The following is a 12434-nucleotide window of genomic DNA, read 5'->3' as shown; positions in this document are numbered from 1 at the left end:
CCCCACAGCAGACCGCAAACCACCAGCCCCGTCACCGCCCAAGCCGCGATCCGAAACGGAACACGACTCAAGTGGCGACGGGAGAACTCAAAACCGGCTCACTAGCCGGCAGCCGACAGCGGGGTGGTGGGACGCGGGAGCATCCGGAGTCTTCATGACGGCGGCGGTCCCGAAGGGGAGACCCTTCGGGACCGCCGCCGTCCGCGCTACTCGGCCGCCGGGACCTGGGTGCGCAGCAGCGCCGGCAGCCGCGTCGTGCGAGGCTTCGCCGGGACCTCGGCGACGGCCTTCGGCAGGGCCTGTTCGACGCCGTGCACCACGGACAGATGGCGCTCCGCCCGGCCGAACGCCGTGTAGACCCAGGGACGTGAGAGGGTCTGCGCGGCGTCCCCGGGCAGGACCACGACCGCCGCGGGCCACCGGCTGCCCACGGCCTGGTGCGCGGTCAGCGCCCACCCGTGCCGTACGGCCTGCTCCACCCGTTCCCTCGGGACGACCACCGGGCCGTCGGCGCAGGACAGGTGCAGCCCGTCCGCGTCGGCCGTCACGACCCGGCCCGGCACCGTACGGCCCGGCGCGGGCGAGTAGGCGATCCGGTCACCGGGGTCGAAGCCGCCGAAGCGGCCGGGGCCGGGATTGAGCCGTTCCTTGAGGGCTGCGTTCAGCGCGCGCGTGCCGGCCGCGCCGCCGTGCCCCGGGGTGATCGCCACCGTCTCCTCGGGGGTGATCCCGAAAGCCCGCGGCACCGAGTCGGCGACGAGCTGGACGGTCCGGTGCACGGCCTCGCCCGCCTCCCGCACCGGCACGATCACGATCTCCTTGCCGGGCGCGTCGACCTGGTTCAGCTCGCCGATGCCGACGCCGGAGACGAGTTCGCCGATCGGCCCCGGATCGGGCGTGCGCGAGGCGACCTGCGGGCACGCGCGCGCCGCGAGCAGATCGGCGAAGACCCGGCCCGGTCCGGCCGACCACAGCACCGCCGGATCCCCGCTCAGCACCAGCCGCGCCCCGTCCGGCAGCGACTCCGCCAGCATCGCGGCGCTCTCCACATCCAGTTGCGGCGCGTCGAGCAGGACCAGCAGGTCGAGGGCGAAGGCCCCGTCGGCGTCCCGCCCGGGACCCTCGGTGCCGGCCAGCAGACCGGCGACGGTGACGACGGCGCCGTCCGCTGCCTGCTCGCCGAGGAGAGCCGTGAAGCGCTGGCGTCCGTCCGGCGTATGGCAGGCGGCTACCGCGCGCAGGCCCAGGGTGCGGGCCGCGGTGAGCAGCGCCGCCGGTTCGGCGCGGGAGGCGTCGCCGCCGGTGTGCAGCACCAGACCGTGTCCGGCGACGGCGCGCAGCAGTTCGGCCGTGCTGCCGGACGCGCCGGCCGTCACCGATTCCCACCGCGCCGAGGCCTCCTTGGCGAGGGAGTTGACCACCCGGGCCAGCGCGTCGGCGAGGCTCTCCTCCGCCAGCGCGTACCGCTCCAGGCCCACCAGGACGCGGACCGGCCGGGCCGCCTCGCCGTCTTCGCCGCTCTCGTCCCCGCCGCTCTCGTCCCCGCCGCTCTCGTCTCGGCCGTTCGCGCCGTTCTCGGCGGTCCCTCCGGGCCGGGCGGCGTCCACGGAGTCCAGGGCGTCCTGGAAGACGAGGGCGTCGCCCTCGGCCAGCGCGCTCTGCACGGCCGCCTCGGCGTCCGGCACGGCCTGGCGGCCGAGGGCGGCGGTGAGCGCCGGCAACTCCAGGGCGGTGTGTCCGGCCAGGGCGGCCTGTTCCAGCAGCCAGACCGTCACCGCGCGGCCGCGCCGTTCGTCGTCGGGGGCGCATTCCGGGCCGAGCAGTGCCCGCGCGAACCCGTCGGCCTGCTCGGGACGCACACCGGGGACGCGCAGCAGCTGCCACGGGTCCTCGCGCAGCAGATCCTCGGCGCCCTCGCCGAGCGCGGCTGCGGCCTGCGGCGCGAGTGTCTCGGGCGCGCCGCCGCCGGCGAGCACGCCTCGCACGCCCTCGACGGCTTCCGCCGCGGGTGCCGGTGCGGTGTCCGCGGTCGGTACGGCGGTCACCGGCTGGGGACGCCGTTCCGGCTCCGGCGCGGGGCGGCGCGGGGCGGGCGCCGGCTCGGCGAACACGGTGGCCGGGGGCTTCGCCCCGCCCTCCACCGCGCGCACGGCCGCCAGCAGGTCGGCGGCCTTCCCGCTCAGCTTGGTCCCGCTGTCGATGGGCTCCGCCTTCTCGGCCCGGCGCCGCTCGATCCGCTCCCGCTCGCGCTTCTGCGCGGCGAGCTCGGCCTGCGCCTCGGAGAGCTGCGCGGCCGCTTCGCCGTCGCCGGCCTTGCCGGCTTCTGCGTCTGTCCCTGCGTCTGTCCCTGCGTCTGTCCCTGCTTCTGATTCTGCGGCGGGCGTCTCCCCGTCTTCGCCTTCGCTCACGGCCTCCGCGTCGCGCGCGGGAGGAGGGGTGCCGGCGTCGCTCGTCGAGGCGCCGTCGGCCGGCGCCGGTCCGGGCCGCGCCGTCGCGGTGTCGTCCGGGGTCCCGGGCTCCCCGGCCGCGTCGGGCGTCGCCGGTCCGGCGTTCTCCGTGCTCTCCGGGGGAACCGACTCCGTGCTCACAGCGTGCTCCAGTCGTGATCGGGATAGCGGTGCACGGGCGCCGACACGTCGTCGAGGGCCCGGCAGATCTCGTCAGGAAGACTAAGGGCCTCCACTGACAATGCCGCCGTGAGCTGCTGCGCGTTGCGCGCGCCGACGATCGGGGCGGCCACGCCGGGCCGGTCGCGGATCCAGGCGAGGGCGACCTGGAGCGGCGTCACCGCCAGCCCGTCCGCGGCGGTCGAGACGGCGTCCACGATGCGGCTCGCGGTGTCGTCGAGATACGGCTCGACGAAGAGGCCGAAGTGGTCCGAGGCGCCGCGCGAGCCGGGCGGCAGGGCATCCCCCCGGTACTTGCCGGTGAGGACGCCGCGGCCCAGCGGCGAGGAGGGCAGCAGACCGACGCCCAGATCCAGCGCGGCCGGCAGCACCTCGCGCTCGACGCCGCGCTGCAGCAGCGAGTACTCCATCTGCGTCGCCGCGAGGCGGGTCCGGGTGCCCGGCGCGGAGAGCTGCCAGGTGGCCGCCTTGGCGAGCTGCCAGCCGCAGAAGTTCGAGACCCCGGCGTAGCGGGCGCGCCCGCTGGCGACAGCGATGTCGAGGGCCTGGAGGGTCTCCTCCAGCGGGGTGGCGGCGTCGAAGGCGTGCACCTGCCACAGGTCGACATGGTCCGTGCCCAGCCGGGCCAGCGAGGCGTCGAGGGCGGCGAGGAGGTGGCCCCGTGAGCCGTCGTAGGGGCGGTCCGGGTCGGGGACGCTGCCCGCCTTGGTCGAGATGATCAGGTCCCGGCGCGGCACGAGGCCCTCCATCAGCCGTCCGAGCAGGTATTCGGCGTCCCCGTCGCCGTACACGTCGGCCGTGTCGACGAGGGTCCCGCCCGCCTCCCAGAACGTCTTCATGACGTCCGCGGCGTCGTGCTCGTCGGTGTCGCGGCCCCAGGTCAGGGTGCCGAGCCCGATGCGGGACACGCGCAGGCCGGTGCGGCCGAGATGCCTCTGCTCCATGAACGCCGAGATTACTGGCCAGAACTGGGCAGTGGGTTGCCTGTGGACAACCGAATTTCCGGGAGGGGGGAGCCCAGTTCCGCAGGCCGCGGCCCCGGCTACGATCGGCGCGACCCTCGCCACACCACCCTCCCCGGCCCCCGGCCCCCGCGCTAAGGTCTCCGCAACAGCGTCGTTACTGATCAGTAAGGGGAATCGGCCATGCAGCTCGGGATCAACCTCGGCTACTGGGGTGCCGGAATGGACGGCGACAACCTCGCCGTCGCCCAGGAGGCCGACCGCCTCGGATACGCCGTCTGCTGGGCCGCCGAGGCCTACGGCTCCGACGCGGCCACCGTGCTCACCTGGGTGGCCGCGCAGACCGAGCGCATCGACGTCGGCTCGGCGATCTTCCAGATCCCGGCCCGCCAGCCGGCGATGACCGCGATGACCGCCGCCACCCTCGACTCGCTCTCCGGCGGCCGCTTCCGCCTCGGCCTCGGCGTGTCGGGACCGCAGGTCTCCGAGGGCTGGTACGGCGTCAAGTTCGACAAGCCGCTGTCCCGCACGCGTGAGTACGTGGAGATCGTCCGCAAGGCGATGACGCGGGAGCGGCTGTCGTACGACGGCGAGCACTGGACGCTGCCGCTGCCGGGCGGCCCGGGCAAGCCGATCAAGCTGACCGTGCACCCGGAGCGCGAGCACATCCCGCTGTACATCGCCGCGATCGGTCCGAAGAACCTGGAGCAGACCGGCGAGATCGCCGACGGCGCCCTGCTGATCTTCCCGTCCGCCGAGCACCTCGAGGACACCGCGATCAAGCACCTGCGGGCCGGGCGCGAGAAGGCCGGCAAGACCCTCGAGGGCTTCGACGTCTGCCCGACGCTGCCGCTGGCCCTCGGCGAGGACAAGGACGTCGAGCGGCTCGCCGACACCTTCCGCCCCTACACCGCGCTGTACGTCGGTGGCATGGGCAGCCGCAAGCAGAACTTCTACAACCAGCTCGCGCGCCGCATGGGCTACGAGGCCGCGGCCGACGAGATCCAGGACAAGTACCTGGCCGGTGACAAGCAGGGCGCCGCGGCCGCCGTACCGCACGAGCTGATCGACCGGACCACGCTGCTGGGTTCGGTGGAGCGGATCGCCGACCGGATGAAGGCCTACGCGGCGGCCGGTGTCACCACGCTCACCCTCGCCCCCGCGGGCTTCACCCTGGACGAGCGCCTCGCCTCGCTGCGAGCCGGCGCGCAGGCCGTGGAGCTCGCCGGACTGGGCTAGCCGGGACGGGGGTTCAGGAAATTCCAGCGGCCGTGGTGGGGGCTCGGGGGTCTTCCCCGCCACGGCCGTCACGCGGAACAACGCGCCACTCTGCGCACGGTTACGCTCCTGGGCCGACTCCTGGCATCCCCCTTTCGGCGGAGTTGTCCGACACACCTGTTGCAGCGCCTCCCGTGCCGCATTTGACTCGTTCCTTGCGGAATGCCGCGGAATCCTGCGCAATGCGGAGAGGTGGCCCACGATGCTTTCGGCCAAGAGTCTGTTCCAGGAGATCATCGACAACGACGAGTCCTTCGCCCTCTTCTGTTCCATCGCCGCCGGCGGGGAGTCGCAGGGCGGCTGGGAGAACGCCCGGATCGCCGCGCTCGTCCCGCAGAGCGAACACCACCTCGCTCCCAGGATCGCCCGGCACGGCGCCGACGAGGACAAGCACGGGCGGATCTTCAACGCCCTGCTGCGCAAGCGCGGGCTCGCCCCCGTGCCCGTCCCGCGCGACACCGACTACACGATGCTCCTGGAGCGCGCCGGCGTCGGCCTCGCGCACGACCGGCTCCGGGCCGACCATCCGCTGACCGTGCACGACCTCGTCACCTACCTCGCCCACAGCCGGGTCACCGAACAGCGGGCCTCCGAGCAGATGGAGTTGCTGCGCAGGCACTTCGCCGACCATCCCGACCTCGGCCGCGCGGTGAAGATGATCTCGGACGACGAGGACAACCACCTCGCCTACTGCCACGAGGAGCTGCTGCGCCTGGCCCGCGCGGGGCACGGCCGCGCCATCCAGCAGACGCTGCGCGGGTACGCGCTCGCCGAGATCCGGATCTACCGCGACGTGAGCCTGGCCGTCATGGCCCACATGGGAGACCTCCTCGGCTGGCCGAGGGCCAGGTCGGCGCTCCTCGCGGCCGGCATCCACGCCGTGTACGCGTGGGAGCGGTTCGCGGGCTGGCGGCGGATGGTCTGTCTGGAGATGCCCGAGCGCCGTGACGCGCTCGGCGGCCCCGCGGTCACGGCTATCGAGTTCGCCTGAGCCCCGACCGCGCGGGCCCGACCGCGCGGGCCGCCCCCTGAACCGTCCCCAGGCCGGACCTAGAGCCATCCCCGATGCTTGAACAACCGGTACAGCAGGACCTCGAGTCCGGCCATCAGCGCGACCACCGCCGGATACGACCACACCCACCGCAGCTCCGGCATGTGCTCGAAGTTCATGCCGTAGATCCCCGCGATCATCGTGGGGACCGCGGCCATCGCCGCCCACGCCGAGATCTTCCGCATGTCGTCGTTCTGCCGGACGCTCATCTGCGCCAGATGCGCCGAGAGGATGTCCGTGACCAGCCGGTCCAGCCCCTCCACGGACTCGTCCACCCGCGTGAGATGGTCGCTGACGTCCCGGAAGAAGGGCCGCGCCCGGTCGTCCACGAAGGGCACTCCCGGCCCGGGCGCACTGGTGCCCGCCAGCCGGGTCAGCGGCGGCCCCAGCGGGCCGGTGGCCCGGCGGAACTCCAGGATCTGCCGCTTGAACCGGTAGATCCGCGACGCGGTGTTCCGTGAGCCGCCGCCGTCCGGCGAGAACACCTCCGCCTCCAGCTCCTCCAGGTCCGTCTGGAGTTCCGTCGCCACGTCCAGGTAGTGGTCCACGGTGGCGTCGGCGATCGCGTACACGACCGCCGTGGGGCCCTTGGCGAGCAGCTGCGGCTCGTGCTCCAGCCGGTGCCGTACGGCGGCCAGCGGAGCGCCCTCGCCGTGCCGGACGGTCACCACGAAGCCGTCACCGAGGAAGACCATCACCTCACCGGAGGAGACCGCGTCGCTCTCGGGCTCGTAGACGACCGGCTTGAACACCAGGAAGAGCGAGTCGTCGTAGATCTCCAGCTTGGGCCGCTGGTGGGCCTTCAGGGCGTCCTCGACGGCGAGCGGGTGCAGTCCGAACTCCCGCGTGACGTGGTCGAACTCCTTCTCCGTCGGCTCGTGCAGCCCGATCCACACGAAGCCGCCCCCGGCCCGTGCCTCGGCCAGGGCGTCCGAGAAGTCCTCGGGGCCCTCCGTACGGTGCCCGTCGCGATAGACGGCGCAGTCGACGATCACTCTGCGCACTCTCCCTTCGGACGCTCACCGGCGCACGCCCGCGTGCGCCTACCCTGGGCCGCATGCCCACGTTGATCCTCGTCCGGCACGGCCGGTCCACCGCCAACACCTCCGGACTGCTCGCCGGCCGGACGCCCGGCGTCGCCCTCGACGAGCGCGGAGCCGCGCAGGCCGCCAGCCTGCCCGGGCGGCTCGACGCGCTGCCGATCGCCGAGGTCGTCGCAAGCCCCCTCCAGCGCTGCCAGGAGACGATCCGGCCGCTCCTCGACGCCCGCCCCGGGCTGCGCGCCCACACCGACGAGCGGATCGGGGAGTGCCACTACGGCGACTGGTCCGGACGCAAGCTCGCCGAACTGATGGACGAGCCCCTGATGGAGGTGGTGCAGACGCACCCCTCCGCCGCCGCCTTCCCCGGCGGCGAGTCCATGCGGGCGATGCAGACCCGCGCCGCCGAGGCGGTACGGGAGTGGAACGCGCGCGTGGAGCGCGACCACGGCGCCGACGCCGTCTATCTGATGTGCTCGCACGGCGACATCATCAAGTCGCTCGTGGCGGACGCCCTCGGGCTTCATCTCGACCTCTTCCAGCGGATCTCTGTGGAACCGTGTTCCGTGACCGCGATCCGTTACACCCGGCTGCGCCCCTTTCTCGTACGCCTCGGCGACACCGGCGACTTCGCGTCGCTCGCCCCGCGCGAGGAGCCGCCGGCCGGGGACGCGACGGTCGGGGGTGGTGCGGGCGCACCGTGATCGTCGGCCGCAGTAGGGTGAAGCGGTCCGCAAACGCGCGCGTACCCGCAGGGACGTTCCCCCACTCGTTCCCCGGCCCACGATGACCCACGATTCCCATGGAGACAGGACGTGTCCCGTCAGGTGTTCCTCTACGACCCCCCGGACCGCTTCGTGGCCGGTACGGTCGGACTGCCCGGGCGCCGTACCTTCTTCCTCCAGGCCACCGCCGGCTCCCGAGTGACCAGTGTGGCCCTGGAGAAGACCCAGGTCGCCGCGCTCGCCGAGCGCATGGACGAGCTGCTGGACGAGGTCGTACGCCGGACCGGGGGCAGCGCCCCCGTGCCCGCGATGTCGCCCGCCGAGAACACCGACACGGCCCCCCTCGACACGCCGATCGAGGAGGAGTTCCGGGTCGGCACCATGGCCCTCGCCTGGGACGGCGAGGAACAGCGCATGATCGTCGAGGCGCAGGCCCTCGTGGAGCTCGACGCGGACTCCGAGGAGGACCTCGCCGAGGCCGAGGAGAAGCTCCTCCAGGACGAGGAGAACGGGCCCCCGATGCTGCGGGTCCGGCTCAGCGGCGCGCAGGCGAGGGCCTTCGCCAAACGCGCCCTCGACGTCGTCAACGCGGGCCGGCCGCCGTGTCCGCTGTGCAGCCTGCCGCTCGATCCGGAAGGACACGTATGTCCGCGCCAGAACGGATACCGCCGGGGGGCGTGACGACCACCGACCCGGCCGCCGCCGAACTCCTCGCGCGCGGCGAGCTCACCGTACGCGGACGCATCCGCGACGCCTCGAACGCGGCCCTGTACTGCACCGTCGCGCACGAGGGCCGCGAGGCCGCCTGCGTCTACAAGCCCGTCGCCGGGGAGCGGCCGCTGTGGGACTTCCCCGACGGCACGCTCGCCCAGCGCGAGGTCGCCGCCTACGAGGTCTCCGAGGCGACCGGCTGGGGCCTCGTGCCGCCCACCGTGCTGCGGGAGGGGCCGTACGGCGAGGGCATGTGCCAGCTGTGGATCGAGACGGCCCCGGAGTCCGAGCTGCTCGCCCTCGTGGACGCGCAGGAGCCCGAGCCGGGCTGGCGGGCGATCGGCTTCGCCGAGGTCGGCGAGGGCCGGACCGCGCTGCTGGTGCACGCCGACGACGAACGGCTGCGCCGGCTCGCCGTCCTCGACGCGGTGATCAACAACGCCGACCGCAAGGGCGGCCACCTGCTGCCCACCGCCGAAGGCCGGCTGTACGGCATCGACCACGGGGTCACCTTCAACGCCGAGAACAAGCTGCGTACGCTCTTGTGGGGCTGGGCGGGGGAGCCCCTGACCGGCGAGGCCGTCGAGGTGCTCAAGGGCCTCAGAGGCGCCCTGGAGCCCGGCGGGCGGCTGGCGGTCACCCTGGCCGCGCTCATCACCCCCGCCGAGGTCGATGCCACACGCGCGCGTGCCGACGCGTTGCTGGAGGCCGGGAAGCACCCGGAGCCGAGCGGCGACCGGCCGGCCATCCCCTGGCCCCCGGTCTGACCGCCACCCGTACGCGGGAGGCCGTCAGGCATGCCGGACGGAATCGCGCAAGGGGGCCTTCCCGGCCATCTGGCCTGCTCCGGTTCGTATACGCAACTTCCGTCCGGTTAGGCTCATGACATGCATGCCTGGCCCGCTTCCGAGGTCCCCGCCCTGCCTGGTCAGGGCCGCGACCTGAGGATCCACGACACCGCGACCGGCGGCTTGGTCTCTCTCGACCCCGGTCCCGTCGCCCGTATCTACGTCTGCGGCATCACGCCGTACGACGCGACCCACATGGGTCACGCGGCGACCTACAACGCGTTCGACCTCGTCCAGCGCGTGTGGCTCGACACCAAGCGGCAGGTTCACTACGTCCAGAACGTCACCGACGTCGACGACCCGCTCCTGGAGCGGGCCGAACGCGACGGCGTCGACTGGGTCGCCCTCGCCGAGAAGGAGACGGCGCTCTTCCGTGAGGACATGACGGCCCTGCGGATGCTGCCGCCGCGGCACTACATAGGCGCCGTCGAGGCGATACCCGGCATCGTCCCGCTCGTCGAGCGGCTGCGGGACGCCGGCGCCGCCTACGAGCTCGACGGCGACGTCTACTTCTCCGTCGAGTCCGACCCGCACTTCGGCCGGGTCTCGGGCCTGGACGCGGCCGCCATGCGGCTGCTCTCCGCCGAGCGCGGCGGCGACCCCGACCGCCCCGGCAAGAAGAACCCGCTCGACCCGATGCTCTGGATGGCGGCCCGCGAGGGCGAGCCCAGCTGGGACGGCGGCTCGCTCGGCCGCGGCCGGCCGGGCTGGCACATCGAGTGCGTGGCCATCGCCCTGGACCACCTCGGGATGGGCTTCGACGTGCAGGGCGGCGGCTCCGACCTCGCCTTCCCGCACCACGAGATGGGCGCCTCCCACGCCCAGGTGCTGACCGGCGAGTTCCCCATGGCCCAGGCGTACGTCCACGCCGGCATGGTCGCCCTGGACGGCGAGAAGATGTCCAAGTCCCGGGGCAACCTCGTCTTCGTCTCGAAGCTGCGCCAGGACGGCGTCGACCCCGCCGCGATCCGGCTCACCCTCCTCGCCCACCACTACCGGGCCGACTGGGAGTGGACCGACCAGGTCCTGGCGGACGCCGAGGCCCGGCTCGGACGCTGGCGTGCCGCCGTCTCGAGGCCCGACGGACCGCCCGCCGAGGCGCTCGTCGACGAGATCCGCGAGGCGCTCGGCAACGACCTCGACGCCCCGGCCGCACTCGCCGCCGTCGACCGCTGGGCGGCGCTCCAGCAGGAGCAGGGCGGTACGGACATCGGCGCACCCGGTGTCGTCTCGCGGGCCGTCGACGCACTGCTGGGCGTGGCGCTGTAGCCGAAGGCGCCCTCACACCGGGACGAGCAGGGGCGGTGCGCCGAAGCGCACCGCCCCTTCCGGTCCTGTGTCCTGTCCGCTACTGGTCCTCCGAGGAATCGCTGTCGTCGGGGACCTCGCCGCTCGGCTTCGGCGGCTTCGGGGGCCGGGTCCGTTCCCCGGGGCCCGGCGGGCCCCCGCCGTCCCGGCGCCGCAGATAGCGCTCGAACTCGCGGGCGATCGCCTCGCCCGACGCCTCCGGCAGCTCGGCGGTGTCCCGAGCCTCCTCCAGCGTCTGCACGTACTCGGCGACCTCGGTGTCCTCGGCGGCCAGCTGGTCCACGCCCACCTGCCAGGCACGCGCGTCCTCGGGCAGCTCACCCAGGGGGATGCGCACGTCGATCAGGTCCTCGAGGCGGTTGAGGAGGGCCAGCGTCGCCTTCGGGTTCGGCGGCTGCGAGACGTAGTGCGGCACGGCCGCCCAGAGGCTCACCGCGGGCACGCCCGCGTGCGTGCACGCCTCCTGGAGGACGCCGACGATGCCCGTGGGGCCCTCGTACTTGGTCTCCTCCAGGTCCATCCGCTGCGCCAGGTCCGCGTCGGACGTGGTCCCGCTGATCGGCACCGGACGCGTGTGCGGGGTGTCACCGAGCAGGGCGCCCAGGATGACCACCAGCTCCACGCCCAACTCGTGCGCGAAGCCCAGCAGCTCGTTGCAGAACGAGCGCCAGCGCATGGACGGTTCGATGCCGCGGACGAGCACCAGGTCGCGTGGCTTGTCGCCGCCCACCCGGACGACCGACAACCTTGTCGTCGGCCACGTGATCTTGCGCACGCCGGCGTCCATCCACACCGTGGGGCGGTTCACCTGGAAGTCGTAGTAGTCCTCGGCGTCCAGCGCCGCGAACACTTCGCCCTTCCACTCCCGCTCCAGGTGCCCGACCGCGGTGGAGGCGGCGTCGCCGGCATCGTTCCAGCCCTCGAACGCGGCCACCATGACCGGGTCGATCAGCTCGGGAACCCCCTCGAGCTCGATCACCCAGCGCCTCCTTCCGACGTGCCCTCGCTTGACCACCCAACCTTACGGCGTTCCGCGGGGGCGCTCGCAGCCCCCTCGCACGGGGGAGTGAACGGATCACTGCCCCGTTCGCCACCCGCGAACACCCCCTGTCGGACCCGACTCACGGCATCGACCCACAGGTCGCGCACAGGGTGGGCGCGCGGGGTGCACGGGGTGGCCGTACGCCGCGGACTCACAGCGTCGAACGCAGCCACTGCTCCACGCTCGCGATGTGTACGGTCGCCCAGGACCGCGCCGCCTCCGCGTCCCGGTCGCGCAGCGCCGCCAGGATGGCCCGGTGCTCGCGGAGCGTGCCGGCGACCGCGTCCTCCTGCGTCAGACCGCGCCAGATACGGGCCCGGGTGGTGGGCCCGGACAGTCCGTCGAGCAGCGAACACAGCACCGAGTTGCCGGCGCTCCGCACGATGCCCCGGTGGAACTCCAGGTCTCCCGCGACCAGTTCCTCCACCGAGGGCTCGGCCCCGAGCTTGTCCAACTGGGCGTCGAGTGCGTCCAGTTGCTGCTCGCTGATGCGCAGGGCGGCCATCGCGGTGGCGGCCGGCTCCAGGATGCGGCGCACGGCGAGGAACTCCAGGACCGTGTCGTCGCGGTGGAAGTCGACGACGAAACTCAGCGCCTCCAGGAGCAGTTGCGGATCGAGGCTGGTGACATAGGTGCCGTCGCCCTGCCGCACGTCCAGGATCCGGATCAGCGACAGGGCGCGTACCGCCTCGCGCAGGGAGTTGCGGGACAGGCCCAGCTCGGCGGCCAGCTCGCTCTCCTTGGGCAGCCGGTCCCCGGGGCGCAGCGCACCCGAGACGATCATGCCCTTGATCTTCTCGATCGCCTCGTCGGTGACTGCCATGACCGGCCTCCCTGTCGTT

General features: G+C 73.1%; 11 protein-coding genes. 6 read left to right on the top strand and 5 right to left on the bottom strand.

All coding sequences use genetic code 11. The annotated features are described in order from the left end of the window. Positions 1-206: 206 nt before the first annotated feature. Together ACFWBD_RS13660 and ACFWBD_RS13655 are read right to left on the bottom strand one after the other, a co-directional pair. Positions 207-2588, bottom strand: coding sequence for a helix-hairpin-helix domain-containing protein (locus ACFWBD_RS13660; RefSeq protein WP_385666541.1), 2382 nt, complete (start codon positions 2586-2588; stop codon positions 207-209). After that, positions 2585-3571 (bottom strand): aldo/keto reductase, encoded by a 987-nt coding sequence (locus ACFWBD_RS13655; RefSeq protein WP_385666539.1) that lies wholly within the window; start codon positions 3569-3571, stop codon positions 2585-2587. The genes ACFWBD_RS13660 and ACFWBD_RS13655 overlap by 4 nt, the downstream gene beginning before the upstream one ends. Before the next feature lie 201 nt (positions 3572-3772). Here ACFWBD_RS13655 and ACFWBD_RS13650 point away from each other — a divergent pair, with 201 nt between their 5' ends. Continuing rightward, positions 3773-4828, top strand: coding sequence for an LLM class F420-dependent oxidoreductase (locus tag ACFWBD_RS13650; protein ID WP_385666537.1), 1056 nt, complete (start codon positions 3773-3775; stop codon positions 4826-4828). Positions 4829-5069: 241 nt separating this feature from the next. Beyond that, the gene (locus ACFWBD_RS13645) at positions 5070-5858 is read left to right on the top strand and encodes a ferritin-like domain-containing protein (RefSeq protein ID WP_385666535.1); all 789 of its coding nucleotides are present in this window, start codon (positions 5070-5072) and stop codon (positions 5856-5858) included. 59 nt (positions 5859-5917) lie between these two features. Here the strand turns inward: ACFWBD_RS13645 and corA are convergent, their stop codons facing one another. Then, positions 5918-6913: a magnesium/cobalt transporter CorA gene (gene corA, locus ACFWBD_RS13640; RefSeq protein WP_385666533.1), complete on the bottom strand. Its 996-nt coding sequence runs from the start codon at positions 6911-6913 to the stop codon at positions 5918-5920. A gap of 62 nt (positions 6914-6975) precedes the next feature. Here corA and ACFWBD_RS13635 point away from each other — a divergent pair, with 62 nt between their 5' ends. From ACFWBD_RS13635 to mshC, 4 genes are all read left to right on the top strand, one after another. Beyond that, complete coding sequence (locus ACFWBD_RS13635) at positions 6976-7662, top strand: histidine phosphatase family protein (RefSeq protein ID WP_385666531.1); 687 nt, start codon at positions 6976-6978, stop codon at positions 7660-7662. A 111-nt stretch (positions 7663-7773) separates the two neighbouring features. Beyond that, a complete protein-coding gene (locus ACFWBD_RS13630) occupies positions 7774-8364 on the top strand; it encodes a DUF3090 domain-containing protein (RefSeq protein WP_020128287.1) in 591 nt (196 codons plus the stop codon). Further along, the gene (locus ACFWBD_RS13625; RefSeq protein WP_385666528.1) at positions 8328-9161 is read left to right on the top strand and encodes an SCO1664 family protein; all 834 of its coding nucleotides are present in this window, start codon (positions 8328-8330) and stop codon (positions 9159-9161) included. The genes ACFWBD_RS13630 and ACFWBD_RS13625 overlap by 37 nt, the downstream gene beginning before the upstream one ends. A gap of 120 nt (positions 9162-9281) precedes the next feature. After that, a complete protein-coding gene (gene mshC, locus ACFWBD_RS13620) occupies positions 9282-10511 on the top strand; it encodes a cysteine--1-D-myo-inosityl 2-amino-2-deoxy-alpha-D-glucopyranoside ligase (protein WP_385666526.1) in 1230 nt (409 codons plus the stop codon). 79 nt (positions 10512-10590) lie between these two features. Here mshC and ACFWBD_RS13615 read toward each other — a convergent pair whose 3' ends face one another. Together ACFWBD_RS13615 and ACFWBD_RS13610 are read right to left on the bottom strand one after the other, a co-directional pair. Next, positions 10591-11529, bottom strand: coding sequence for a PAC2 family protein (locus ACFWBD_RS13615; protein ID WP_385666524.1), 939 nt, complete (start codon positions 11527-11529; stop codon positions 10591-10593). A gap of 214 nt (positions 11530-11743) precedes the next feature. Further along, positions 11744-12415, bottom strand: a complete 672-nt coding sequence (locus ACFWBD_RS13610; protein WP_385666522.1) for a FadR/GntR family transcriptional regulator — start codon at positions 12413-12415, stop codon at positions 11744-11746. Positions 12416-12434: the final 19 nt, after the last annotated feature.

The sequence above is a fragment of the Streptomyces sp. NPDC060002 genome (genome assembly GCF_042737245.1).
Classification (GTDB): Bacteria; Actinomycetota; Actinomycetes; order Streptomycetales; family Streptomycetaceae; genus Streptomyces.
The sequence above is the reverse complement of the archived record's forward strand: the minus strand, read 5'-3'. Positions and strand labels throughout refer to the sequence as shown.